This is a genomic window from Nocardia sp. CS682 (genome assembly GCF_004634405.1).
GTDB classification, from domain to species: Bacteria; Actinomycetota; Actinomycetes; order Mycobacteriales; family Mycobacteriaceae; genus Nocardia; species Nocardia ninae.
This window is the reverse complement of the sequence record NZ_CP029710.1, coordinates 875,586-902,132: the sequence shown is the minus strand read 5'-3', so window position 1 is coordinate 902,132 and position 26,547 is coordinate 875,586. Positions and strand designations below refer to the sequence as shown.

The window sequence follows — 26,547 nt, the reverse complement described above, 5'->3', positions numbered from 1 at the left end:
ACTCACTTCGAACCCGAATCGGTCATGACTGGCTTCACGCCGGGTTCGACCACTGGCATCGTAAGTGGGGGCGGTGTTGCGGATCGGTTCAGTGCCCACAGGGCGGTGGCGCAGGCGGCGCCGATGAGGGTGAGGGTGGCCCAGATCAGTGACGGGTAGCCGGATTTGGTGAGGTGGTCGAAGACGGCGCCGGTGGTGAGGTTGCCTAGGAGGATGCCGATTCCGACGATGGTGTTGTAGAAGCCGTAGTGGGTGGCGACGAGGCGGTTGCGGGCGAGGGTGACGACGGTGTCCATCTCGCAGGGGAATACGGCGGCGGTGGCTAGTGCCAAGAGTGCGGCGCAGGTGAGTAGGGCAGTGGTGGCAACCGGGGTGCCGCCGGGGATGGTGGCGTTGGGGGCGAGGAACAGGGGGAGGAAGGCGGTCGACATGAGGGCCATGCCGAGCACCAGGCCGCGGCCTGAGCCGCCGCGGCGGGCGAGCCATCTGGTCATCGGGAGTTGTCCGGCGATGGCGACGATGCTGCTGACCGCGAAGATCGCCGCGACCAGTCCGGTGTCGGAAGCGCCTGGGCCGACTACGATTCCGGCTTGCAGCGGCAGGGCGAGGTACACCTGGAAAGACAGCACGTAGCAGCCGACCATGACGACCGAGAACAACAGGAACGGCCGATTGCGCACCACCAGACGCCAATTGGCGAGCACCGAATCGCGCACGCCGGCGCGGTCGGTGTCGCGGGTGGTCGGCAACCAGCGCAGCTGCACCACCGTGAGGACGGCGAACACGATCGCGGCCACTCCGGCGGTGGCGCGGAAATCCCACGCCGTCAATGCCAGTCCGACCAGTGGGCCCGCGAGGATGCCCGCCTGATAGAAGATGTTGAACATGGCGAAGGCCGCTACTCGGCGTTCGTCGCCGGCGTCGGCGGCCAGGTAGGCGCGCACGGCGGGGTTGAAGAGAGCGCCCGCGAATCCGGTGGCCGCTACCGCGATCAGTACGGCGGGCAAGGTGTCGGCAAGCGCGAGCAACGCGAAACTTGCTGTGCGCAAAGCGCATCCGGCGACGATGAGCGGCTTGTAGCCGAATCGGTCGGCCAGCGTGCCGCCGACCAGAAACATGCCCTGCTGGGTGAAGTTCCGCACGCCGAGCACGAGACCGACTGTCCAGGCGGCCATCCCGAGCCCGCTGGACAGGTGCGAGGCGAGGTAGGGCATCAGCATGTAGAAGCCGAGATTGATGCCGAACTGGTTGACCATCAGCACCTGGCTCGGCCGGTCGAATACGGCCCAGCGCCGCCACAACCCGCTCATCGCGACACCGCCGCGGTCGGTGCGACGACCGTGGTGCAGCGGGTCCAGTGCCGTACCACCTGCTCGCGCGGGTCGCCGACCACGTCGGGCTCGGTCGGCACCGGCAGGTCGAAGAATCCGTGTTCGGTGCAGTAGTCGTCGTTGTAGACGGTGTCGGTGTAGCGGTGCGGTCCGTCCGGGAACACCGCGGCGATCCGGGTGCCCACCGGCTGGGTGCGCGCCAGCCACCCCGCGACCAGCGCCACCGCGCCGACGCTCCACCCCCCGCTGCAATAGTGCGTTGCGGCCAAAGTCCGTGCTGCCCAGACCGCTTCGTGTGGAGCTACCCAGTGCACTTCGGCGAAGGCCGGATAGTCCACGTTCGCGGGATGAATGCTGGAGCCGAGCCCGCGCATCAGCCGGGCCGCAGCGGGTTGCCCGAAGATGGTCGAACCGATCGTGTCGACCCCGATCAGCCGAAGGTCGGGCTGGAAGCGGCGCAGCACCCGCGCCACCCCGGCCGAGTGGCCGCCGGTGCCGACCGAGCACACCAGCACATCGATGTGCCCGAGTTGGGTGAGCAACTCCAGCGCCAGCGATTGGTAGCCGTCGACATTGTCCGGATTGTTGTACTGGTCGGGACACCAGGAACCGGGATACGTGGCCAGCAGCTGCGCCACTCGATCGCGACGCGCCTGCTGCCAGCCGCCGATCGCGCAGGGTTCGGTGACCAGGTCGACGGTCGCGCCGTAGGCGGTCAGCATCCGCCGCAGCATGGGCTCCATGCCCGGGTCGGTCACCAGGGTGACCGGATGGCGATGCGCGATACCGGCCAGCGCCAGACCCAAACCAAGGGTGCCACTGGTGGATTCGATGATTCGCGCACCTGGTCGCAGGGTGCCGCGGGCCACCGCGCGTTCGACCATGTGCAGCGCGGGACGGTCCTTCATCCCGCCCGGATTGCGACCCTCGAGTTTGGCCCAGAACCCCTGGCCATCCAGGGCGAACGGCTCTCCGATCCAGAGCACCGGGGTGTCCCCGACGAGCGTCGCCGGGCGGCGGCGCGCCTGTTCCTGGGCGTGGAGATGATCGGCGGACAAGACGACACGATCGACAACGGCACTGCACATGCGTGAACTCCTAGCATCGAATCGGCATCCGAGATGCCGGGTGAATATCGGACGAACCCGCGCGTCGGCCCGCCGTTATCCGGTGGCCGACCGGGTGCCCGTCAGCACCGATCGATACAGAGATCTCGCAAAATGCCACGGCCGTCCGGCGCGGCGATCCGCCACGGCCCCCAGCCGGCGAATCTTGGCCGTCGGCTCGTATCCGCTTGTGCGTCAACACTATCGAGGTCTGCGGTGGTCGTGCCGACCTCGTGCTCGGCTTCGCGCTGCGGCGTCCTGGCCAGACAACCCTGCTCGTGGCCTTCGGTGGCCGGATCCGCATGGGTGGTCGCGCCGAGCGACTTCTCCGCGGCGACGAGGGTGGGCACCGGCTCGGCCGTCCCGGAAACGCCGGGCAGCCCCAGCACGCACATGAACAGCGCGTGGGCGAGCAACAGTGCGGCAGCGGCGAGCGCGACGGCGATGCCACGCCTGCGTGGTGCCTCGACTCGCACTGTCACGAAAATCACGATAGCGGAAAACAACGCCGTACCAAGGTCGGTGGCTCCCCAGTTGCTGCCGTTTCACGAAACGTTCGGCGAGCCGTCACCTCCAGCGCACCAACCCCATCTGTACAAGATTGCTGGCGAATGAATCGTAGGGGTGCGGCGTTGCCACTCGGCATACGGAACGGTCTCTATGATCGGTCGAGTGACATGGGTGGGTGTTGATGTCGTGGCCGACAATCTCGCTGCACGCGGGTCGTCGGGGTGTGCGTTCGAGAATGTCGACCTGGAGGTCGCGGCCGGCCGGTTGGCGGTGTTGGTCGGGTCGGCCGGTTCGGGCCGCACGTCGCTGCTGTGGGCGTTGTCGGGGCGGATGCGGCTGGTCACGGGTCGCCTCGTCGTCGGCGGTCACCGCTACGACGAAGACCCCGGCGCGATTCAGGATGCGGTGGCGATCGCGCGGCTCGATCCCGGCTGTGTGCTCGATCCGTGGCTGCGGGTCGAGGAGGTGATCGCCGAGCGTGCCCTCATCGGCGGACCACAGTTCACCGAGTCGGCATTGGCGGCGACCTTCGCCACGATGGGAGCGGCCGCACCCGCCGGGCAGCGGCTGGTGGGGGAGCTGGCGCCGGGTGAAGAATTGGTGCTCGCGGTGGCCTTGGCGGCCGCTCAGCAGCCGGGGGCCGTGGTGGTCGACGACGTGGGCGCGGGCTGCACCAGCAGCGAAGCACGGTGGGTCTGGGAGTGTCTGCGGGAGTTGACTTTTCACGGCTGCACCGTCATTGCCGCCGCCACCGCGCCGCCGCCGTTCGACGACATCACCGTGCTCACCCTGACCCCGCCGCACCCGACCGGCGCGCGGGCCGCCGACCGATCCGACCTCCAGGAGAACGCGTGAAGGCACTACGGCTGGCGCTGCTCGAGTTCCGGCGATTCCGCGGTCCGCTGCTGCGCAAGCTCGTGCCGATCGGGCTCGCGCTGATACCGCTGCTCTACGGCTCGCTGTATCTGTGGTCGAACTGGGATCCCTACGGCAAAACCGATCAGATCCCGGTCGCCGTCGTCATCGAGGACCGGCCGGTCACCGCGAACGGGCAGGTCGTCGACGCGGGCAAACAGTTCGAGCAACAGTTGCGCGCGACCCCGAAGTTCCAGTGGCACTTCGTCGATCGGCGCGCCGCGGAGGATGGACTCGTCCACGGGCGCTTCTACTTCACCATCACCGTCCCGCCGGACTTCAGCCGGAAACTGATCAGCGCCGAGAAACCGATTCCGGAACGGGCCACCCTCGGCATCACGCTCAACGACGCCAACAATTTCATCGTCGGCGTGGTCGCCGACGTGGCACGCTCCGAGCTGCAGAACCAGGTGAACAGCGCCGCCCACGCGGCCTACGCCAAGGCCATCTACGGCGACCTCACGCTGGTGAAACAGCAGCTCGAGGTCGCGGCAACCGGCGTGCACGCGCTGGTGGACTCGTCGGTGCTCGCCCAGCAGGGCACGGCAGCGCTGGCCGCCGGACTGGACGGGTCGACCGCCGGGACGGCTCAGATCTCCGACGGGGTCGCGCGACTCGCGCAGGCGAGCAACGAGGTCGACACCGCGGTGACCCAACTCGTCGACACCGGCACGGCGACCCTGCCGACGGCCGCCGGGGCACTGTCCAACGCGACCGGTGCCGCCGCGCAATCGCTCGAACTGGTCAGGGGCGGTGCCGATCTGGTGCGTCAGCAAGCCGACCAGGGCAGTGCCGACCTGCGCCAGCTGGCGGTCGCGCACCCCGAACTGCTGCTCGACCCGACGTTCCGTCAGGCGCTCGACCACGTGCAGGCCGTCGGCTCGACCGCGGGTAACGTCGCCGACACCGCCCGGCAGGCCCACGACGCCGCGGCGCAGGCCAGCGACCAGGCCGGTCAGCTGGCGGGCAGTGTCGACATCGTGCGGCAGAATCTGCGCGCCGCCGCGGCACCGTTGCACGCCCTGACCGCAGGCGCCTCGACCGTGTCCGGTGGCGCCATCCAGATCACCAACAGCCTCGCGTCCCTGCAGGCGAGTAGTCGGACCTTGCAGACCGGTGCGGACCAATTGCATTCCGGGGCAACCAAAGTCGCCGACACCGTCGACTCCGCGTTGGTGAAGATTCCGGATACCAGCCCCGAGCAGACCGCGGCCGCGGCGGATGTACTCGGCTCGCCGGTGGGTATCGTCAGCCACAATCTCAACCCGGCCGGGTTGTATGGGCGTGGTCTCACACCGTTCTTCTTCGCGATCGCGCTGTGGGTGTTGGGGCTGCTGGCTTATCTGTTCATCCAACCGCTCAACCAACGTGCGGTGGCGAGCCGGATCAGTCCGTGGACCGTGGCGGTCGCCGGGTGGCTGCCGGTGGCGGGTATCGCTGTCGCGGGCGGTCTCATCCTCTACGGGGTGGTCCAGGTGGGGCTGCGGCTCGACCCGGTACGTCCGATACAGACGGCGGGGTTGATGATCCTCGCGGCGGCGGCCTTCGTGGCGATCGATCACTTCCTGCGCGTCGCGTTCGGTGTTGTCGGAGAAGCGCTCTCGCTGGTTCTGCTGATCTTGCAGCTGACCTCTTGCGGCGGTCTGTATCCGATCGAGACAACGCCTGCGCCGTTCCGGATCATTCATCCGTTCCTGCCGATGACCTACCTGGTCGATGGGCTACGGGTCACGATTTCCGGTGGGCTCACCGGTAATCTGGTGCGGGACTGTGTGGTCCTGCTTGCGTTCTTGCTCGGCTCCCTCGCCTGCACCGCCTTCGTGGTGCGCCGGCAGCGGGTCTGGACGATCAACCGCCTGCACCCCGCCGTCGAGGTCTGAGTGGCGGTCAGGCCGGACTCCCTTGCGGTGCAGAAGAAGTCCGGCCTGCTGCGTGCTCGCGTTCTTGCCGACTAGAAGGGGCCGCCGCCGTCGAATCCGCCGCCGACGCTTGCTAGATCGCCGAATCCGCCGCCGAAGAGATCTCCGCCGCCGGATTGGTTTCGCCGGCCACCGCCGAACCAGTCGAAGTCGTCACCGCCGCCGGTGCTGAACAGGTCACCACCGCTGCTGAACAGGTCGCCGGTGTTGAACATGTCACCGCTGTCGCCACCGCTGAACATGTCTCCACTGTCGCCACCGCTGAACATGTCACCGACATCGCTGAACATGTCTCCGCCGGTGTTGAACATGTCTCCGCCGGTGTTGAACATGCCGCTGTCGCCGCCATCGCTGAACATGCCGCTGTCGCCGCCATCGCTGAACATGCCGCCGCCGTCGGCGGCATCATTGGTCCAGCTGTCGAGCCAGTCGAATCCGTCACCACCGTCGCCGTCGCCGAACGGGTCACCGCCGTCGCCGCTGTCGTCACCGTAGGGGCTGCTGCTGTCGCCGCTGTCGTCGCCGAACGGGTTGCTGCCGTCGCCGCCGTCATCGCCGAACGGATTGCTGCCGTCGCTGCTGTCGCCGCTGTCGTCGCCGAACGGGTTACTGTCGTCGCCGTACGGGTTCCCGCCATCGGAGGCATTGTCGTCGCCGCCGGACGGATCGGACCCGTCACCGGGCTGGCTCGACTGATCATCCCCGCTGTCTTGCCCCGGCTGACTCGGCGTTGGTTTGGGACGCTGGCTGTTCGGGCTACCCGGTTTGGTGCTGTCGCCAGGTTTTGTCTGGTCGTTCGGCTTGTTGGGCTTGGTCGGGTCGCTCGAATTGCCAGGCTTCCCCGACTTATACATGCTGTTCAGCTGATTGATCTCATTTTTGCTCAGCGGAGTCGGGCCATTGTTGCACCGGTTGACCGAGCTGGCCATGATGCTACAGCCGCTGTCATTGTGATCGAGGCCGATAGAGTGGAGTAATTCGTGCGCGGCGACCTCGGTGCGGTCGGCGGGATCGTAATTGCGTGTCTTCGGGTCGAGTTTCACGAACGGGCCGTTGTCCCACCCGCCGAGCCCGGCCACGTCGCCCTGGAAATGTTCGTTGCTGATGTCGATGGCGCCGTTGCCCGTTCCGGGTTTCAACACGAAGTTCAGGCCCGGCGTCGAGTTCAGGTGTTTGACGGCGTTCTCGATGCCCGCGTCTTTGATCTTGTTGTTGTAGTGGATGATTGCCTTGCCGTCGGAGTCATAGCCCTGGATCTTCGCTCGGAAGCCGAAGCTTGGCGCCTGAGCCGCCGCGGTGGCGGTGGTGGTCAGGCTGAGCGCGGCGGGCCCGATCAGGGTGCCCGCGACCAGTGCAGCGAATAGCCGGGGTGTGGCATTCGTGGGTGACTTCTTGGCGCGATGTTTTCCGCGGTAGTGGCGACGGTTGGCAGCGGGCGGCATAGCGCGGAGACCTCCGATGAGTGCTAAAGGTGGGATTTCTGCCGAGCCCGAATAGCGGCTGATGCCGGAACTATTATCAGCCGCGAATCATGAAGAGCGCGTTATGTGCTCGTGATCGGCACGGACGACTGTACCGAGGGAACGGCGAAAGAGCACAGTATGTAAGGGAGGTCTTAGCTGGTGAAGATATATCTACGGAGCAGTTAAGCCTGTATTGCAGGATTTGTTAGTTCGATTGTGGCCCAGTGCTTTCGGGCTACCGGGTGTCGAGCGCACGGGCCAGCTGCGGCCAGGAGTTGCGCAGGTCGGCTTCGAACAGACCCCAGGTGTGCGACCCCGTCCGGCGGTCGACATGGACGGCGGGCACACCGAGCGCAGCGAGTCTGCCCGCGAAGGCGGCGGTGCACCTGCTCGCGATGGCCTCGACCGGCGGCATGGGCAGACCGCTCCGGTCGATCACGCCGGGGATACCGGACGCGGCCGAGAGGTAGATGGTTTTGCCTGCGAGCGCGCCCGCCCGCGCGAACGCGTCATGCGTGCGCCACCCGTCCGAGCCCGGCGCACCCCACATGTTCACCGGGTTGCCACCGCCGCGCAGCACCTGCGCGCTGACCATCGCCATTCCGAATACGTCTGCGGACCACGGACAACCGCTGTACGCCGCGACGGCGCGGTAGAGGTGCGGCGCCTGGATCGCGAGATCGATCGCCGAGCCCCCGCTCATCGACACCCCGGCGATCGCGTTCCGGCCGGTGGTGTGCAGGTAGGCATCGACGATCGCGGGAAGTTCGCGGGTGAGGTAGGTCTGCCAGCGGGCGCGACCGATTATCGGATCGTCGGCACGCCAATCGGTGTACATGCTGAACGCCCCGCCGATCGGCAGCACCACATTGACGTTCTTATCGGCGAAGAATTCCCGGACCTCGGTGTTGTGCCACCACGAGATACCGTCCTCGCCGCCACCGATGCCGGTGAGCAGGTACAGCGTCGGCGCCGGGCCATCGGCCGCCCGGATCACATGATTGCTGACGACCTGATCCATCGACGGTGAGTAGACGTCGATGCGGGTGACGGCCCGGGTGACCGGCGTTTCGCTGATCACGCGGACCTCGGCGGGAGCCGCGGTGGCGGGCGCCGACAGCGCGGTCACCGCGACTGCGGTCACCAGCAAGCTGACGAGTGCCAACCAACACCGTGAATTCGCCATCCCCTCGGTTATACCGCCGCACGAATCGCCGGTCGGCGCCGAACACGCGCGCCACGTAACAGTGTTATCGATCGGCTATGCATTGCTTGACACTCGGTGATCCGGACCTTCGACCGGGTATGCCGAGAGAAATAGGCCTTCTCCACAAAGTGAGGTGCCGCGCGATGCTCGAGACAGAACACATCGCAAAGTTCATCGAGGACGGATTCGTGCACGTACCCGGCTCGTTTTCTCGCGCGCTCGCTGAGCGCTGTGTCGAGATCATGTGGCCGGGCACCGGATGTGCTCCGCATGATCGGACCACCTGGACAAAGCCGCTCGTCCGCTTGCCCGAATACAGTGACGAGCCATTCCGCACCGCCATCCGGATGCCCGGTCTGGAAAAAGCTTTCGACCAGCTGGTCGGCCCCGGTCGGTGGCGGCGCAGGTCCGGTATCGGCCCCATCCCGGCCCGTTTTCCGCACACCGAGTCCCCGGGCGACGACTACTGGCACTTCGAGGGCAGCTACTTCCCGGAAGGCTGGAAAGGCCACTCGTTCACCAACTACCGTTCCCGTGGCTGCGCGTTGCTCATGCTGTTCTTGTTCACCGATGTCGCCGAGTCCGACGCACCGACCCGGCTCCGCGTCGGCTCCCACCGGGCCGTGCCCGGCCGGCTGCGCCGCTACGGAGACGAGGGCATCGATGCCACCCGCATCGACGAGACCGGCGTACTCGAGGCCACCGCCGACTTGCCGGTCGCGTACGCCACCGGCAGCGCGGGCGATGCCTACCTGTGTCACCCGTTCCTGATCCACGCCGCCCAGCCCCATCACGGCGACACGCCTCGCTTCATGGCAACACCCACCCTGGAACCCACCGCCCCGCTGGAATTGGATCGGGCCGACGGCACCTACTCGCCTGTCGAGGCGGCCATTCGGGTGGGGCTCGGTATGCAGGAAAGCGAAAACCGTTGCAGGGGAGCGCTACCCGGAGGTAGGCGATAGTTCGATGGTGTCCCGGGCGGCGGTGACGGTGCGGCGGACGTAGTCGGGATGGGTAAGGGGCACTTCGAGGAGCGCTGCGGGCACGTCCAGGAGCTCGAGGACCTCGGCATGCAGGTCGGCACCGTCGATCACCAAGCGCGCCAGGACCATCGCGTGCGTCGCGGAGAACAGACTGTTGCCGATCCAGTACTTCGCCGGCCAGGACGTCGGTCACCCATGCCGTGCGCGTGTGTAGCGGACCCGCGTCTACGCGATCGATAGTCAATTCTCCAGTGCTCCCGATGTAGGTCGTGCCCGGCGCATCGCGGCCGGGTGATGGATCTAGATCAGTCGTGGAGTCCAGTACACGTGGCTGCCGGGCGCGAGACTATGCGGAGAATTGCCGAGGATCGATGCGATCTTGCGGTGCGCCGCAGACCGAAGGTGACCGTGCCGCAGGAGTTTCCGGCTCGATCAGGCGGCGATGCGCACCCCCGTCAGCCGTCCTCGGCGAGAATTCGCAACGTTTCGCCGAGCTTTGCGGCGAGGTGCTCGAGTTGGTCCGGCGTAATGCTCTTGCCGAAGGCCGCGGTATCGAGAAGCTGGCGCCGGACTTCGTCGATCTGCGCCTGCGCGAACGCGATTCGGGAGAGTTCGAGCGACGGGGGAGTGGGTCTCATCGAGGGATCCGTTCTGTCGGTGCGTGCTGTTCACAACTGCTGGTTGGGTATTGGGGCGTGTCGTTTGTTGGACACCGGGCCGTGAATCGAGTCGAATCAACCTCGTGTCGGGTCTGGATTGCGAGCTCGTATTGCGGGATATGCCATGCCATCGGTGCGGTGACGCCTTGTTCTGCGCGGTGCGAGTGCCGCATTCGTTTTTGCGCGCCGACGGTACCGAGGTGGGCGGGACCCGCACGGTAGGACTTTGCGCCGACTGTGACAAAGAGAATCCGGCGGCCCGAGCGCTCATCGACTATTTCGCGGGGTGTGGCGAGGCGGCGAGTGCGCCCGAGGCGGCGACGCTGCTCGGGGACTGGCTGCGCGAGGTCCTGCCCGCGCGGATCGACGACGCTCAGCTGGCGATGCTCCAGACCGACGGCACCGTCCGCACCTGACGGTCGACGCGGGCGGTGCCGAAATGCTCTGTCATGTCAGCACTTTGACGCCGCGCACCGCCCGCAGTTCACCGAGCAGGGCCGAGCTGACCGTCACCGGGTAATTGTCGACCGCGAGCGTGGTGCGCCGGTCGCGGTAGCACAGCACGAGGCGCACCGGGGTCCCGCCGCGGTGGGAACGCAGCGCCGATTTCAATTCAAGAACACTGTCGCGACGGGTGGACTCTGCGTTGATTTCCAGCATCAGTGGCGGCGCGTGCTCGCCACGTTCCACGGAACTGATATCGAGCGGAGCTAGATGGGTGCCGAAGATGCCCATTCTGTCCTCCCGCCAATTCACTCGGCCTTCCACTGCCACAACGGCGTCCACGACCAGGTCGGTGGTGAACAAGTTGTAACTCTTCGGAAAGAACAGTACTTCGACCGAGGCATCCAAGTCCTCGATGACCGCGATCGCCCAGCTTTCACCCTTTTTGTTGACCCGGCGTTCCAGGGCGGAGATCATGCCCGAAATCACGATCGTTCCCTCCCGTGGCGCGTTGGCCAGGACATGGGCGATCGGCTTCGGTGCCGCCTTGCGGAGAATGTGATTCGTGCCGTCGAGTGGATGCCCGGAGACATAGAGCCCCAACATTTCTCGCTCCAGCCCGAGCAAGGTCTTGCGCGGCCACTCCTCGCCGTCGAATTTCAAATGACTCAGCGGTGAGGAGTGGCTGGACGTCTCCTCGGCGCCACTCTCGACGCCGAACAAATCGAACTGCCCCATCGCCTCTTGCCGCTTGAGTCCGGTGACCGCATCAACCGCTTCCTCGTGCACGTCGATGAGCGCCTTGCGCGGATGATCGAACGAGTCGAACGCGCCGGCCTTGATGAGCGACTCCAGCACGCGCTTGTTGCAGCAGACCAGCTCCGACTTCTCGATGAAATCGGCGAACGAGGTGTACTTGCCCTTTGTGGTGCGGGTCTTGATGATCGACTCGACCACATTGGCCCCGACGTTGCGGATACCGCCGAGCCCGAACCTGATGTCGGTGCCCACGGCGGAGAACCGCAGCGACGACTCGTTGACATCCGGCGCAAGCACTTTTAGTCCGAGCTGGCGGCACTCGGCCAGGTAGATCGCCGACTTGTCCTTGTTGTCGGCCACCGAAGTGAGCAGGGCCGCCATGTATTCGGCCTGATAGTTGGCCTTGAGGTAGGCGGTCCAGTAGCCGACCAGCGCGTACCCCGCCGCGTGCGACTTGTTGAACGCGTACCCGGCGAACGGCAGCACGGTGTCCCACAGGGCCTGCACCGCTTCGTCGGAGAACCCGTTCTCGCGCATACCCGCGCGGAAGCCCTCGAACTCCTTCTCCAGGACCTCGAGCTTCTTCTTGCCCATCGCCCGGCGCAGCACGTCGGCGCGGCCCATCGAGAAGCCTGCCACCCGCTGGGCGATCTGCATGATCTGTTCCTGGTACACGACCAGGCCATAGGTCTCGGCGAGGATGTCGCGCAGCGGCTCGGCCAGTTCCTCGTGGATCGGCTCGATCGCCTGCCTGGCATTCTTGCGGTCGGCGTAATTGTTGTGCGTGTTCATCGCCATCGGCCCCGGCCGATACAGCGCGTTGACGGCGATGATGTCCTCGAACCCGGTGGGGCCCAACCGCCGAAGCAGTTCGCGCATCGCGTTGCCATCGAGCTGGAAGACGCCGAGGCTGTCACCGCGACCGAGCAGCTCGTAGGTCTTCGGATCGTCGGTGCCGAGCGAGTCGAGGTCGACCGTCTCGCCGCGGTTGGCCTCGATGTTCTCGATCGCATCGCCGATCACAGTGAGGTTGCGCAGGCCGAGGAAGTCCATCTTGAGCAGGCCGATGGCCTCACAGGACGGGTAGTCCCAGCCGGTGATCATCGAGCCGTCCTCGCGCCGCCACAGCGGGATGACGTTCGCCAGCGGCTCCGAGGACATGATCACCGCGCAGGCGTGCACGCCCGCATTGCGGATCAGGCCCTCCAAGCCGCGCGCCGTCTCGAAGATGGTGGCGACGTCTTTGTCGGTCTCGATCAGCGAACGGACCTCGGCCGCTTCGGGATAACGCTCGTGCTTGGGGTCGACGATGCCCGACAGCGGGATATCCTTCGCGGCGACTGGCGGCGGCAGCGCCTTGGAGATCCGGTCGGCGATGGCGAAACCCGGCTGGCCGAAGTGGACTCGCGCGGAGTCCTTGATCGCCGCCTTCGTTTTGATCTTGCCGAAGGTGATCACCTGAGCGATGCGGTCGCTGCCGTATTTCTCCGTCGCGTAGCGCACCATCTCACCGCGGCGGCGATCGTCGAAGTCCATATCGATATCGGGCATCGACATGCGCTCGGGATTGAGGAATCGCTCGAACAGCAGACCGTGGTGGATGGGATCCAGATTGGTGATGCCCATCGCATACGACACCAGCGATCCGGCCGCCGAGCCACGCCCCGGGCCGACCCGAATGCCTTGCTGGCGTGCGTAATTCATCAGGTCGGCGGTGATGAGGAAGTAGGCGGGAAACCCCTTCTGCACGATGATGTCGATCTCGAACTCGGCGCGGCGCAGGTACTCCTCCGGCACGCCGCCGGGCAGTCGCCAGGCGAGGCCGCGCATGACCTCCGCGCGGAACCACGAGGTCACGTCGTAGCCCTCGGGCGCTTCGTAGATCGGCATCCGGTCGGTGTGCTCCCACACCTCGGCGTAGGACTCGACCCGTTCGGCGATCAGCAGGGTGTTGTCGGCCGCGCCGGGCACCTGGGCATCCCAGTACGCTCGCATCTCGTCGGCCGACTGCAGGTAGTAACCGTCGCCGTCGAACTTGAACCGCGTCGGATCGCTGAGTGTCTTCCCCGCCTGGACACACAGCAGCGCGGCATGCGCCTCGGACTGATCCTTGGTGACGTAGTGCGAGTCGTTGGTGGCCAACGGCGGAATGCCCAGTTTGGCGCTGATCTCGAGCAGTCCGTCGCGGACCGACCGCTCGATGGGTAGGCCGTGGTCCATCAGTTCGACGAAGAAGTTCTCCTTGCCGAAGATGTCGCGGTAGTCGGCGGCCGCCTGGATCGCCTCGGCGTGCTGGCCGAGCCGCAGCCGGGTCTGCACCTCGCCGGACGGGCAGCCGGTGGTGGCGATGATGCCCTCGGCATGCCCGGCGACCAGCTCCCGGTCCATCCGCGGCTTGCGGTAGTAGCCCTCGATGCTGGCCAGCGAGGACAGCTTGAACAGGTTGCGCAACCCGCGCGCGTCGCGCGCGAGCATCGTCATGTGCGTATAGGCGCCACCACCGGAGACATCGCCGCCGACGCCCTCCCCGTTCGACCCGCGCTGATTCGCCTGCCCCCAGAACACCGGCTTCTTGTGGAACCGGCTGCCCGGGGCCAGATACGCCTCGATGCCGATGATCGGCTTGATACCCATCTTCGTGGCGACCTGATAGAACTCGTCGGCCCCGAACATGTTGCCGTGGTCGGTCATCCCCACCGCGGTCATCCCGAGCCGCCCGGCCTCCTCGAACAGCGGCTTGATCTTCGCCGCACCGTCCAGCATCGAGTACTCGGTGTGAACATGCAGGTGAACGAACGAGGACAACGGACGCCTCCAGATGGACTCAGACTCGGGAAAGGTTTATTCGAGCCGAGCGGGCGATCTTGGGTCAAACAATCGACACGCACCCTGCGACAACCAGTGGTTGTCTTGGCTGGCCCTGCGTCGCAAGCTATTCCGGCCGAGGACCGGATACACAGAGCAAGGACTGCGCGATGGTGTCGATGACGGCGTTCCGGTGCGCGGTCAGGTAGAAATGTCCGCCCGTGAAGACCGTGGTCTCGCAGCTCGCGGTGGTGTGGCGCGCCCAGTCGCTCGCCTCTGCGACCGTGGTTTTGGCGTCGTCGTCCCCGACCAGCACGGTGATCGGAGCTCGAACGGTGGCCCTCGGCGCGCACCGGTAGGTCTCGATCGCCCGGTAGTCGCTGCGGATCGCGGGCAGGATCATGCGCAGCACCTCCTCGTCCCCGAGTAACGCAGTGTCGGTGCCGCTGAGCTCCCGGATCTCCGCGACGAGCGCGTCGTCGCCCCGGGTGTGCACGTTCTCGTCGCGATACCGGGAGGGCGCCCGACGGCCGGAGGCGAAGAGCATGGCCAGCACGATGCCGTCCCGCTCCTCGAACAGCCGGGCGACCTCGAAGGCCAGGATCGCGCCCATGCTGTGGCCGAAGAAGGCCATCGGAAGGGCGGCCCACGGTTTCAGCGCGGCGTAGATCTGTTCGGCGAGTGCGCCGATGTCATCGATACACGGGTCGAGGCGACGATCTTGCCGCCCCGGGTATTGGACGGAGAGCACCTCCACCGCGCCCGAACCAGACAGCGCGGCGGACACGGGGAAGAAGAAGCTCGCCGAGCCACCGGCGTGCGGAAAGCAGATCAACCGGATCGCCGCGGCGGGCACGGGATGGGGCCTTCGGATCCAGCGGGCGTTGTCCACGATAGGTTCCGGCATGTGCTGGTACTCCTGTGATCTCTCGGTCGAAAACCCCGCTCCGCCAGCCGAATCGGCCAGCGGAGCGGGTTGGCTGCGGTCAGTAGCGGCGTTCGCCGTCGCCGCTCAGCGGCGACCACCACTGGGTGTAGTTCGTGGTGCCGTCGCCGAAGATCCCGCCTGCGCCCTCGACCACCTTGCCGTCCTGCCACTTGAGCATCTGCACGCCGGAGATATCGAGCACGTCGAACGGGGAGGTACTGCCCTCCGGTGCGCCCTTGCGCACGGCGTGAATCCGGTTGGCGTCGATCGAATAGCCGTCCTCGTTGTTGATGAGCAGCGTGACGGGCTGCATGCTCCACGTGCCGCCGGAGGCCTCCAGCATGCCCTGCACATAGGACATGAAGTCATCGATGCCGACGCGCCAACCCGCCTGCGCGTGGCTGCCCGGCGCCAGGAAGCGCAGGTCCTCCGACCAGTACAGCGCGGTCTTCTCACGGTCTCCTGAGCTGACCGCCTGGTAGGCGGCGGCGACCAGTTCGGGGGTGATCTCGGTCATTTCGTCCTCTCTTGTTCGGTTGTTACCGGCAGTGCGGCGAGCCACGAATCCACCGCCAGCGCGGCGTCTTCGGCGTGCTCACCCACGATCGTGAAGTGGTCGCCCGCGACCGCCAGGTCGGCGTCGCAGAGCTTCCAGGACGGTCCCCAATCGGCCTCGGCCAGTGGCGTTCCGTCGGTATCGGGCAGCGCGTCGGCGGCGCGCAGGAACAGCGTCGGTGCTTCGATGCGGCGCGGCTCCCAGGCGCCGAACACCTCGAAATAGCCACCCATCGCGGTGAGTGACACGTGATCCATCGACACCAATTCGCTGCGCCGCCCGAACAATCCGTGTGTGAACGCCCGGCTCAGCCGCGGATTCATCTCCAGGGGTAGATAGGTGTCGATGAGCACCACCGCGGCCGGTGGCGTATCGGTCTGCTCCAGGTGGGCGGCGACCTCGTGCGCGATCCAGCCGCCCGACGAGTAGCCGAGCAGGACGTACGGCTCGCCCGCCGCGTGCGCGAGCACCGCCTGCGCCTGCGCCTCGGCGAGCGCCGCCACCGTGCTCGGCAGCCGTTCGCCGGCACCGAATCCCGGCTCGGGCAAGACAATGGTGTCGCGGCGGTCCCGCAGCGTCGCGGCGAACCGCGCGTACTGGTGCGCACCGGACATCGCCACCACCGCGGGAAAACAGATCAACCGGGGCCGCTGTGGTCCACGGGCCAGCGGTACCGGGTTCGGCCACCGGTCGAGTTCGTCCGGTCCGTGGAACACCGGCCGCAGCCGCGCCGCGACCCGCGCCAGCTCCATGCCCGCGTCGATCCGGTCCTCGACGCACGCGAGGCGGAAGAGGGCGCCGAGCGTGTCGTCCGCCGCGGCGGCAGGCGGCGCGGCCGTTTGTGCCAATTCGTCGGACAGGAATCGGATCAGCGCAGGCGGCGTCGGGTGGTCGAAAACCAGGCTCGCGGGCAGTCGCAGGCCGGTCGCGCGTTCGAGCCGGTTGCGCAGATCTACCGCGGTCAACGAGTCGAAGCCGAGCTCGGTGAACGCCCGCCCCTCGTCGAGCACCTCCGGTGCGGAGTGACCGAGCACTGCGGCCACCTCGCGCCGGGCCAGCTCGAGCAGCGCCTCTTCGCGTTGTTCGCCGGACAATTCGGCGAGCCGGGTGGCCAGATCGTGCTCCGGCGCCGCGGCGGTATCGGTCCGAGTTGGCCGGACCAGGCCGTGCCAGATCGGGGGCAGCGGCTCGCGGGCCGCCGTGGCCCGCAGCGCCGCGGTATCCGCGTGCACCGGCACGAGCAGGGCTTCCGGCCGGGTCAGCGCCGCGTCGAACAGCGCGAGACCCGCCTCGGTGCGCAAGGGCACGAGCCCGCCGCGTACGAGCCTGCGTCGTTCGGTCGCCATGCCGTCTTCGCTGTCCCATGGACCCCAGGCCAGCGATACCGCCGGGAGCCCGTTCGAGACACGGTGCGCGGCGAGTGCGTCGAGGAAGGCGTTACCCGCCGCGTACGCCGCCTGCCCGGCCGAGCCGAGGATGCCTGCCACCGAGGAGAAGAGAACGAAGGCCGCGGTAGCACCGCAGAATTCGTGGAGGTACCACGCCGCGTCCACCTTCGGGCGCAGCACCCGGGCCAGTTGTTCGGCGGTGAGCGACTCGACCACGCCATCGTCGAGCACACCGGCGGCGTGGATCACCGCGTGCACCGAGCGTCCCGCCAGCAGGGCGGCGACCTGGTCGCGCTCGGCGACATCGCAGGCAGCCACCTCGACCCGGGCACCGGCCGCCGCCAATTCCGCACGCAGCGCGTCCATCGCGCCGCCTCGGCTGACCAGCAGCAGATCGCGCACGCCGTGCGCGGCGACGAGGTGGCGGGTCAGCAACTGCCCGAGGGCCCCGGATGCACCGGTCACCAGGACGGTGCCGCCGCTCAAATCGACCGGGGTCGAGGCGGATCCGGTGAGCTGAGCGAGCCGGGGGACGTGCACGCCGCCGTCGCGGAGGGCCGCCTCCGGTTCGCCGGACGCTAGCGCGGCAGCGAACTGCCGCCAGCCCGGCGTTCGCGCACTCGACGCGATATCGAGGGTCAGCACCCGGCCGGGGTGCTCGGCGTGGGTCGCACGCAGCAGACCGGTGAGCGCGGCCATGATCGGGTTCGTCGCGGCGTCGCGGGTCACCAGAACCAGGCGGCTGGCGGCGAAGCGCTGGTCGGCCAGCCACCTCTGCAGGACCGTCAGCACGCGGGTGGTCAGCTGGGTGGTTGCCGAGGGCAGATCGCCGCCGGGTTCGGCAGGCGCGAAGTACACCGCGTCCGGCACGGCGCCGGAAGTCGTTGCCGCCGAGCCCAGTTCCGCCAGATCGGCATACCGCTCCACCTGGCCGCCGCTGCCCCCCAGCATCGAGATCAACCACTGGTCGTCGTCCAGCACGGCCCACCACGCCGGGGCCGTGGCCTGCTTCGTCGGCAACTCCGGCCAGCGCAGTCCGAGCAGCGATCGGGGGGTCTCGGGCCGCGCGTGGTCAATCGCCGCGGGGCGCAGGGTGAGTGCGGCAACGCTGCCGACCTCGTGGCCGTCGAGATCCCAGAGGCGCAGTTCCACTGTGTCGTTGCCGGCCTGCCGGAGGCGCACCCGCAATGCGGTGTGGCCGACGGATGCGACTTGTACACCGCGCCAGGCGAACGGCAAACTCGGGGCGGCGTCGGCGGCCGCGACGAACTCGCCGAGTCCGATGGCGTGCAATGCCGCGTCCAGCAACGCGGGGTGCACGAGGTGGCCGGTCGCGGTAATACCCTCCGGCAGTGCCACCTCGGCGAAGACCGCCTCGGCGGTGCGCCACGCGGCACGCAGGCCGCGGAACGCGGGGCCGTAGTGCAAGCCGTTGTCCGCCAGCCGATCGTAGATTCCCGCGAGGTCCAGTCGCTGTGCGTCCTGCGGCGGCCATGGCGGCACGGCCACCTCGGTCCGCGGCACACCCGATTCGGTGAGGACCGCGGTAGCGTGGCGCCGCCAGGTGTGCTCGGTGCCGGACTCACGGCTGTGCACGCGTGCGGTTCTGCGGCCGGCGTCGTCCGGCGCGAGGGTTACCCGAATGTCGAGCGGCACACCGGCGTCGAGCACGAGCGGTGTCTCCAGGATCAGGTCGTCGAGCTCGCCGAGACCGCATGCCGAGCCCGCGTGCAGGATGAGATCGACCTGCGCTGTGCCGGGTAGCACGACCTGTTCGCCGACCGCGTGATCCGCGAGCCAGGAGTGTGTGTCGAGACCGATGCGCCCGCAGAACATCAGCGCATCCGACTCCGGATCGGCGACGACCGCGGTCAACATGGCGTGGTCGGCGTGGTCGACACCGGCTGCCGCGAGATCCGCCGGACCGGAGACGCGATGGTCGAGCCAGTAACGTTCGTGCTGGAAGGGGTAGGTCGGCAGCGGTGTGGCGCGTGCACCGGTGTCGGCGAAGTAGTTGGGCCAGTTCGGGTTCGCGCCGCGGGTGATGAGGTGGGCGAGGGCCGCGGTGAGGGCGTGCGGTTCCGAGCGTCCGGTGCGCACGCTGAGGCTCGGCACGGCTCCGGCGGGCAGGTGGGCGATGAGCGATGGCTCAGGACCTATTTCCAGATAGGTGCCTGCGGCGATGGTGGTGATGGCGTCGGCGAAGCGGACGGTGTTGCGGGCATGGCGGATCCAGTGCTCCGGGTCGGTGAGGGTGGCTGCGTCGACGGGCTTGCCGGTGACGGTGGAGACCACCGGGAGGACGGGCGGGGAAAACGTGAGGCTCGCGAGGGTGTCGCGGAATTGGTCGAGGATGGGGTCCATCAAGGGAGAGTGGAAGGCGTGTGAGACGCGTAGCCACTTGGCCCGATGTCCGGCGAGCCGATCGACGATGCCGGTGAGTACGGTGCGATCGCCGGACAGGACAACGGATTCGGCGCCGTTGACGGCGGCGATGCCGACTGTATCGCGATGGTTGTCCAGGTAGGGCAGCACGTCGGCTTCGGCCGCGGCCACGGCGACCATGGCGCCGCCTTCGGGTAGCGATTGCATGAGCCTGCCCCGGGCGGTGATCAGCGTGGCGGCGTCGGCGAGGGTGAGGACACCCGCGATGTGCGCGGCGGTGATCTCGCCGATGGAGTGGCCGGTGAGCGTGGTCGGCGCGATGCCCCAGTGTTCCCAGAGCCGATAGAGGGCCACTTGCAGGGCGAACAGTGCTGGTTGCGCGAGGCAGGTTCGGTCGAGCACTTCGGCGTCGGTGCCGAAGACGATCTCGCGCAACGATTCCGGGAGATGCCGGTCGAGCTCCGCGCAGGCCGCATCGAAAGTCGCGGCGTAGACAGGGTAGGTGTCGTAGAGCTCGCGGCCCATGCCGAGGCGTTGGGTGCCCTGCCCGGAGAACACCATGGCCAGACCGCTCGGGGACACTCGGCCGACGGTGACATCCGGATGCGAGCCACCCCGCGCGAACGCCAGCAGAGCCTGCCCGCCCTGCACCGGATCGTTGGCTACCACCACCGCCCGTTCGTCCAACGCGGCGCGGCCAACGGCCAGCGAGTAGCCGACGTCGGCGAGGGTGCCGTCGTCGAGAGCGTCCGCGAGCCGAGCCGCCTGGGCGCGCAACGCCGTCGGCGTGTGCGCAGACAGCACCAGCGGTACGACGGGCACGGTGCGCGCGCCGTCGGATTCGGTGTCGGACACCGGCGCTTGTTCGAGAATGATGTGGGCGTTGGTGCCGCTGATGCCGAACGACGAGACGGCGGCGCGGCGCGGTCGGTCGCTGTCGGGCCAGGCCTGGTTTTCGGTGAGTAGAGCGACCGCGCCCGCGGTCCAGTCGACTTCGGGTGTGGGTTGGTCGATGTGCAGGGTGCGGGGCAGGGTGCCGTGGCGCATGGCCATGATCATTTTGATGATGCCTGCGGCGCCTGCGGCGGCTTGGGTGTGGCCGATGTTGGATTTGATCGAGCCGAGCCAGAGGGGTTGGTCGCGGTCTTGTCCGTAGGTGGCCAGTAGTGCTTGGGCTTCGATGGGGTCGCCGAGTCGTGTTCCGGTGCCGTGCGCTTCGACGGCGTCCACCTCTGCGGGGCGGAGTCCCGCACTTGCCAGCGCTTGGCGGATCACGCGTTGCTGGGATGGGCCGTTGGGTGCGGTGAGGCCATTGGACGCACCGTCCTGATTGACCGCCGAACCACGGACGACGGCAAGCACCTGGTGTCCGTGGCGGCGGGCGTCGGAGAGCCGTTCGAGCAAGAGCAGGCCGACGCCTTCGCCCCAGCCGGTGCCGTCGGCGGTGCTGGAGAACGCTTTACAGCGTCCGTCGGGTGCGAGTCCGCCCTGTCGGCTGAACTCGGTGAAGGTGGTCGGCGTCGCCATCACGGTGACGCCGCCGGCCAGGGCCATGGTGCACTCGCCGGTGCGCAACGCCTGCGCGGCCAGATGCAGCGCGACCAGCGATGAGGAGCATGCGGTGTCGATGGTGACGGCGGGGCCTTCGAGTCCGAAGGTGTAGGAGATACGGCCGGAGGCGACGCTGCCCGCGCTGCCGTTGCCCAGATATCCGGCAACCTCCTCCGGGGCTCGGTCGAAACGCGCAGCGTAGTCGTTGTACATGACGCCGGTGAAGACGCCGGTCTTGCTGCCGCGCAACGACATCGGGTCGATGCCTGCGCGTTCGATGGTCTCCCAGGTGGTTTCGAGCAGCAGTCGCTGCTGCGGGTCCATCGCGAGCGCCTCGCGCGGCGAGATGCCGAAGAGTGCGGCGTCGAATTCGGCTGCCTCGTGCAGGAATCCGCCTTCCCCGGTGGCGGAGCCGCCGGGACCGTAGATGCTCGCCTCGTCCCAGCCGCGATCGGTGGGGAACGCGGTGACCGCGTCCTTACCGTCGGACACCAACCGCCACAGCTGCTCCGGGCTGCCGATGCCGCCGGGATACCGGCACGCCATGCCGACGATGACGATCGGATCGTTATGGGCAGCAACGGCGATGACCGGGGTGGCGTCGAGTCCGGCCGTGCCGAGCAGCTCGCCACGGAGGTGTTCGACCAGCGCGGCCGCGTTGGGGTGATCGAAGATCAGGGTGGCCGGAAGGTCGAGTCCGGTCACCGCGTTCAGGCCGTTGCGGAACTCGACGGCGGTGAGCGAGTCGAAGCCCAGGTCGTGAAAGGCACGCGTGGGGGCGATCGCGGACGGGTCGGCATGGCCTAGCACGGCCGCCGCGCGTTCGCTGACCAGGGTGTGCAGGGCGGTGTCGCCATCCGCCGGAGACATCCGGCGCAAACGCTCGCGGAACGAATCCGTCTCGCCCGCAGCGGCTCTGCGCGGCGCCGTGGACACGAGAGCACGCAGCAGCGGGGGTACCGATCCGGTGGCGGCGGCGAGCGCGTGCGGGTCGAGATGCATCGGTATCGCCACGCTGGCGTCCGCGGTCAGCGCCGCGTCGAACAGCCGCAGCCCCTCTTGCTCGGCCAGTGCCCGCATACCCCGCCGTGTGGTGGCGGTGTGCGCCATGCCGGTGTTCCAGAGTCCCCAGGCGATGCTGGTGGTGGGGTGTCCGGTGGTGGTGCGGTGGTGGGCGAGGGCGTCGAGGTAGGCGTTGGCTGCGGCGTAGTTGGCTTGGCCGGGGGAGCCGAGTGTTGCTGCGGCGGAGGAGAACAGGATGAGGGTGGTGTTGTGGTGTCGGGTGAGTTGGTGGAGGTGCCAGGCGGCGGTGGCTTTGGGGGCGAAGCTTCGGTGTAGGTGCTCGGGAGTCTGATTGGTGAGGACGGCGTCGTCGAGGACGCCCGCGCAGTGCACGATTGCGGCGAGTTCGCGTCCGTGCAAGACGGCGGTGAGTTCGGCACGGTCGGCGACATCGGCGGCGACTGCGGCCACTGTTGCTCCGGTAGCGGTCAATTCCGCGAGCAGTGCCGCGGGAATCGGGCGGCGCGCCGCGAGCACGAGGTCGCGCACGCCGTGCGTGTGCACGAGGTGGCGAGCCAGCAGGCCGCCCAGTGCTCCGGTGGCGCCGGTGATCAGCACCGTGCCCGCCGTCCAGTCCGGCCCTGCGGTGATACCGGCCTGCGCGCGTACCAGCCGGGGCGCATACATCGCGCCGCGCCGGACCGCGATCTGGTTTTCCCCGGCTGCCACCGCGGCGATGACCCGCTCGTGCCATGCGGAGTCGGGGTCGTCGACGTCCACCAGCACGAACCGTTCGGGATGCTCGGACTGTGCCGACCTGGTCAGACCCCATACCGCCGCATTCGCGAGCGCCGTGGGCACATCGGCTGGCTCGTCGTCGTGGAGCAACTGCGAGCCGGTGGTGACCACCGCGAGGCGGGTGGCCGGGGCGTGGTCGTCGGTCAACCAGTCCTGCAGGAGCGAGAGTACCTGTGCGGCAGCGTCTTCGGCGGCACCGGTGGCCGCGCGCACCGGTAGGAAGACCACCTCCGATGCCGCGGTGGGTGCTGAGTCCGGCAGCGGCATCCAGGCGGTCCGGAACAGCGAGCGGTGGAGCTGATCCGTCGCCGCCGACCGGGGTAGTGGCCGCAGTGTGAGCTGTTCGATGTCGAGCACCGGCCGATCCGCGGCATCGGTGAGCAGCAACGAGACAGCGCCTCGCCCGGCCGGGGCGATGCGCACCCGCAGGTGCCGGGCGTTGACGGCGTGCAGCGTGATGCCGCGCCAGGCGAACGGTACGACGGGAGTGTCGGCCTCGTCGAGGAACTCACCGAGGCCGATGGGGTGCAGTGCGGCGTCGAGCAGCGCCGGGTGCACCGCGAAGCGGTCCGCGTCCTCGTGCTGCGCCTCGTCCAACTCGACCTCGGCGAAGACCTCGTCGCCGCGCCGCCACATCCGGCGCACGCCCTGGAAGGCTGGGCCGTAGTGCAGGTCCGGTCGATCGCCGTAGAGCGCATCGATATTCACCGGTGTCGCCTCGGCGGGCGGCCATGCGGCGTGGTCCGCGCGGGGCCGAGCGACCTCGGCGGTGAGCCGTCCTTCGGCATGTTTGGTCCACGGCTCGTCCGGGGTGGCGTCGGCGGCGCGGGAGAAGACGGTGACGGTGCGCCCGGTGGTGTGTGGCTCGTCGACGAGGATCTGGAGCTGGACCTCGGTGTCCCTGGGCAGGACCAGGGGCGCGCCGAGGGTGAGCTCGGCCAGGTGCGGATAGTTGAGGTGTTGCCCGGCCTGCAGCGCGAACTCGACGAACGCGGTGCCGGGCAGCAGTACGTCACCGTGCACGGTGTGGTCCGCCAGCCACGGGTGGGTGCGCGGGGACAGCGTGCCGGTGAGCAGGGCGCGATCGCCGTCGGCGAGGCCGACCGCGGTATCGAACAGCGGGTGGGCCGAGTGCCCCACGGCCTCGGCCGATTCGAGCCAGTAGCGCGCGTGCTGGAAGGGATAGGTCGGTAGCGGCACGTCCTGTGCGCCGCTGTCGGCGAAGTAGTGGTGCCAGTTCGCGTTCAGTCCGCAGGTGACCAAGCGGGCAAGGGCGGCAGCGAGCGCGCGTGGTTCCGGTTGGCCTGCGCGCATGCTGGAGACGGCTCCGGCGGGCAGGTGGGGGATCAGCGCGCTGCCGGGGCCGATCTCCAGGTACGCGGCCGGGTCGCGGGTGGCGATGGTGGCAACGGCATCGGTGAAGCGGACGGTGTTGCGGGCGTGGCGGATCCAGTGCTCGGGATCGGTGAGAGTATGGTGGTCGACCGGCTGGCCGGTGACGGTGGAGACCAGCGCGATGGTCGGTGCGTGGAGATTCAGACCGGCGATGACGTCGCGGAATCGGTCGAGGATGGGGTCCATCAACGGGGAGTGGAAGGCGTGGGAGACGCGCAACCACTTGGTCCGGTGCCCGTCGAGTCGGCCGACTATTTCGGTGAGTGCGGCCTTGTCTCCGGACAGGACAAGGGAGTCCGGCCGGTTGACGGCGGCGATGCCGACCCGGTCTTCGTACCCGCGCAGCTGCGCGCGGATGTCGTCCTCGGCGGTGTCGATGGCGACCATCGCGCCGCCCTCGGGCAGCGATTGCATCAGTGCGCCGCGGTGGACGACGAGGGTGGCTGCGTCGGCGAGAGTGAGTACGCCCGCGGCATGCGCGGCGGCGATCTCCCCGACGGAGTGCCCGGCCAGCACGGCGGGCGCGACACCCCAGTGTTCCCAGAGCCGCCACTGCGCGACGTGCAGGGCGAACAGTGCGGGCTGGGCGTACTGCGTGCGGTCGAGGAGCTCGGCATCGTCGCCGAAGACGATCTCGCGCAACGGTTTCGGCAGGTGTCGGTTCAGCTCCGCACAGGCGGCGTCGAAGGCTTCGGCGTAGACGGGGTACTGGTCGTAGAGTTCGCGCCCCATGCCGAGGCGTTGGGTGCCCTGCCCGGAGAACACCACGGCCACACCGCCCTTGGCCGCGCGGCCGGTGACCGCCGCCGCGGGGTGCTCGCCCGCGGCCAGGGCACGCAGGGTCTGCCGGTACTCCTCACTCTCGCCGCACAGGATGACGGCGCGTTCCTCGAACGGAGCACGGGTGGTCGCGAGCGAGTAGCCGATATCGAGCGGGTCGGCGTCGCCCACCTGGTCGGCCAGCCGGGCCGCGTACGCGCGCAGCGCCTCCGGTGTTTTGGCCGACAGCAGCCACGGCACGACCGGCGGGTGAGTCCGGTTGTCCGCGAGCAACTCCTGCTCCGGTGCCTGTTCCAGGATCACGTGGGCGTTGGTCCCGCTGAAGCCGAACGAGGACACCCCGGCTCGGCGGGTGCCGCCGCGCTCGTCCCAGGCGACGGGTTCGGTCAGCAGTTCGACCGCACCGGAGTCCCAGTCGATTTCGCTGCTGGGCGCCTCGACGTGCAGCGTTCGCGGCAGAGTGGCGTGCCGCATGGCGAGCACCATCTTGATCACGCCGGCGATGCCCGCCGCGGCCTGGGTGTGGCCGATATTGGACTTGATGGAGCCCAGTCGCAGCGGGTGCTCGCGATCCTGCCCATAGGTGGCAAGCAGGGCCTGGGCCTCGATCGGGTCGCCGAGCCGGGTTCCGGTGCCGTGCGCCTCGACCGCGTCGACCTGATCGGCGCGCAACCCGGCATCGATCAGGGCATCCCGGATAACGCGCTGCTGCGACGGCCCGTTCGGCGCGGTGAGGCCGTTGGACCGGCCGTCCTGATTCACCGCCGTGCCGCGCACCACCGCCAGGATCGGATGACGGTTGCGGACGGCGTCGGAGAGCCGCTCGACCACGAGCACGCCCGCACCCTCGGCCCAGCCGGTGCCATCGGCGTTGTCGGAGAACGACTTACAGCGGCCGTCCGAGGCCAGGCCCTGCTGTCTGCTGAAATCGATGAACGGCGCCGGGCTCGCCATCACGGTGACGCCGCCGACCAGGGCGAGCGAGCATTCCGCACGCCGCAGCGCCTGGCCGGCCAGGTGCAGTGCCACCAGCGACGACGAGCAGGCGGTGTCGATCGTGATCGCGGGGCCCTCCAACCCGAGCGTGTACGCCAGCCTGCCGGAGGCGATGCTGCCTGAGTTGCCGGTACCGAGGAAGCCCTCGACCACGGCCGGGATCCGCGCCAGGCGCGAGGCGTAGTCGTGGTACATGACACCGACGAAGACGCCGGTGCGGCTGCCGCGCAGCGCGCCGGGCACGATGCGCGCGCGTTCCACCGCCTCCCACGCGGTTTCCAGCAGCAGTCGCTGCTGCGGGTCCATGGCGAGCGCCTCCCGCGGGGAGATGCCGAAGAACTCCGCGTCGAACTTCGCCGCGTCGTAAAGGAATCCGCCCTGCAGGGTGTCGACGCTGCCCGATTCGCCGGGTCGTGCGTTACGCAGCCCGTCGATGTCCCAGCCCCGGTCGTCGGGGAACCCGCCGATCGCATCCCGCCCGGACTCCACCAACTGCCACAGCTGTTCCGGCGTGGTCACCCCGCCCGGATACCGGCATGCCATACCGACGATGGCCAGCGGTTCGCGGCTGCTCTCCTCGGCGTCGCGCAGCCGCTGGCGGGTGTCGCGCAGCTCGGCGGTGAGCCGCTTGAGGTACTGAAGGGTCTTTTCCTCGTTCACGTCA

The 26,547-nt window shown here is 68.2% G+C and carries 15 protein-coding genes; 4 read left to right on the top strand and 11 right to left on the bottom strand.

The annotated features are described in order from the left end of the window. Window positions 1–2: 2 nt before the first annotated feature. The 3 genes from DMB37_RS03705 to DMB37_RS03695 all read right to left on the bottom strand — a co-directional run bounded on the left by DMB37_RS03705 (window position 3) and on the right by DMB37_RS03695 (window position 2,919). Complete coding sequence (locus DMB37_RS03705) at window positions 3–1,310, bottom strand: MFS transporter (RefSeq protein ID WP_135231469.1); 1,308 nt, start codon at window positions 1,308–1,310, stop codon at window positions 3–5. After that, complete coding sequence (locus DMB37_RS03700; RefSeq protein ID WP_135231468.1) at window positions 1,307–2,419, bottom strand: PLP-dependent cysteine synthase family protein; 1,113 nt, start codon at window positions 2,417–2,419, stop codon at window positions 1,307–1,309. Before DMB37_RS03700 ends, DMB37_RS03705 begins: the two co-directional genes overlap by 4 nt. Window positions 2,420–2,520: 101 nt before the next feature. Continuing rightward, window positions 2,521–2,919, bottom strand: coding sequence for a hypothetical protein (locus DMB37_RS03695; RefSeq protein WP_135231467.1), 399 nt, complete (start codon window positions 2,917–2,919; stop codon window positions 2,521–2,523). A gap of 190 nt (window positions 2,920–3,109) precedes the next feature. Between DMB37_RS03695 and DMB37_RS03690 the strand changes: the two genes are divergently transcribed. Together DMB37_RS03690 and DMB37_RS03685 are read left to right on the top strand one after the other, a co-directional pair. Further along, a complete protein-coding gene (locus tag DMB37_RS03690) occupies window positions 3,110–3,802 on the top strand; it encodes an ATP-binding cassette domain-containing protein (RefSeq protein ID WP_167768722.1) in 693 nt (230 codons plus the stop codon). After that, window positions 3,799–5,742, top strand: coding sequence for a YhgE/Pip family protein (locus tag DMB37_RS03685; RefSeq protein ID WP_135231465.1), 1,944 nt, complete (start codon window positions 3,799–3,801; stop codon window positions 5,740–5,742). Before DMB37_RS03690 ends, DMB37_RS03685 begins: the two co-directional genes overlap by 4 nt. Window positions 5,743–5,813: 71 nt before the next feature. Here DMB37_RS03685 and DMB37_RS03680 read toward each other — a convergent pair whose 3' ends face one another. Next, on the bottom strand, window positions 5,814–7,223 hold the full coding sequence (locus DMB37_RS03680) for a matrixin family metalloprotease (protein ID WP_135231464.1): 1,410 nt from the start codon (window positions 7,221–7,223) through the stop codon (window positions 5,814–5,816). A gap of 256 nt (window positions 7,224–7,479) precedes the next feature. Continuing rightward, entirely contained in the window at window positions 7,480–8,430 is a 951-nt protein-coding gene (locus tag DMB37_RS03675; RefSeq protein ID WP_135231463.1) for an alpha/beta hydrolase family protein, read from the bottom strand. Window positions 8,431–8,594: 164 nt separating this feature from the next. Here DMB37_RS03675 and DMB37_RS03670 point away from each other — a divergent pair, with 164 nt between their 5' ends. Then, window positions 8,595–9,416 (top strand): phytanoyl-CoA dioxygenase family protein, encoded by an 822-nt coding sequence (locus DMB37_RS03670; RefSeq protein WP_135231462.1) that lies wholly within the window; start codon window positions 8,595–8,597, stop codon window positions 9,414–9,416. Here DMB37_RS03670 and DMB37_RS40395 read toward each other — a convergent pair. Then, the gene (locus DMB37_RS40395; RefSeq protein WP_167768721.1) at window positions 9,396–9,566 is read right to left on the bottom strand and encodes a hypothetical protein; all 171 of its coding nucleotides are present in this window, start codon (window positions 9,564–9,566) and stop codon (window positions 9,396–9,398) included. The genes DMB37_RS03670 and DMB37_RS40395 overlap by 21 nt on opposite strands. 326 nt (window positions 9,567–9,892) lie before the next feature. Beyond that, entirely contained in the window at window positions 9,893–10,075 is a 183-nt protein-coding gene (locus DMB37_RS03665; protein ID WP_135231461.1) for a DUF6374 family protein, read from the bottom strand. A 140-nt stretch (window positions 10,076–10,215) separates the two neighbouring features. Here DMB37_RS03665 and DMB37_RS03660 point away from each other — a divergent pair, with 140 nt between their 5' ends. Further along, window positions 10,216–10,512, top strand: coding sequence for a DUF6300 family protein (locus tag DMB37_RS03660; protein WP_255508363.1), 297 nt, complete (start codon window positions 10,216–10,218; stop codon window positions 10,510–10,512). Between the two features lie 31 nt (window positions 10,513–10,543). Here the strand turns inward: DMB37_RS03660 and dnaE are convergent, their stop codons facing one another. The 4 genes from dnaE to DMB37_RS03640 form a co-directional block, all read right to left on the bottom strand. After that, window positions 10,544–14,104 (bottom strand): DNA polymerase III subunit alpha, encoded by a 3,561-nt coding sequence (gene dnaE / locus DMB37_RS03655; protein WP_135231459.1) that lies wholly within the window; start codon window positions 14,102–14,104, stop codon window positions 10,544–10,546. A gap of 127 nt (window positions 14,105–14,231) precedes the next feature. After that, on the bottom strand, window positions 14,232–15,011 hold the full coding sequence (locus DMB37_RS03650) for a thioesterase II family protein (RefSeq protein WP_135231458.1): 780 nt from the start codon (window positions 15,009–15,011) through the stop codon (window positions 14,232–14,234). 79 nt (window positions 15,012–15,090) lie between these two features. After that, the gene (locus DMB37_RS03645; protein ID WP_135231457.1) at window positions 15,091–15,549 is read right to left on the bottom strand and encodes a nuclear transport factor 2 family protein; all 459 of its coding nucleotides are present in this window, start codon (window positions 15,547–15,549) and stop codon (window positions 15,091–15,093) included. Then, complete coding sequence (locus DMB37_RS03640) at window positions 15,546–26,543, bottom strand: type I polyketide synthase (protein WP_135231456.1); 10,998 nt, start codon at window positions 26,541–26,543, stop codon at window positions 15,546–15,548. The genes DMB37_RS03645 and DMB37_RS03640 overlap by 4 nt, the downstream gene beginning before the upstream one ends. Window positions 26,544–26,547 lie beyond the last annotated feature (4 nt).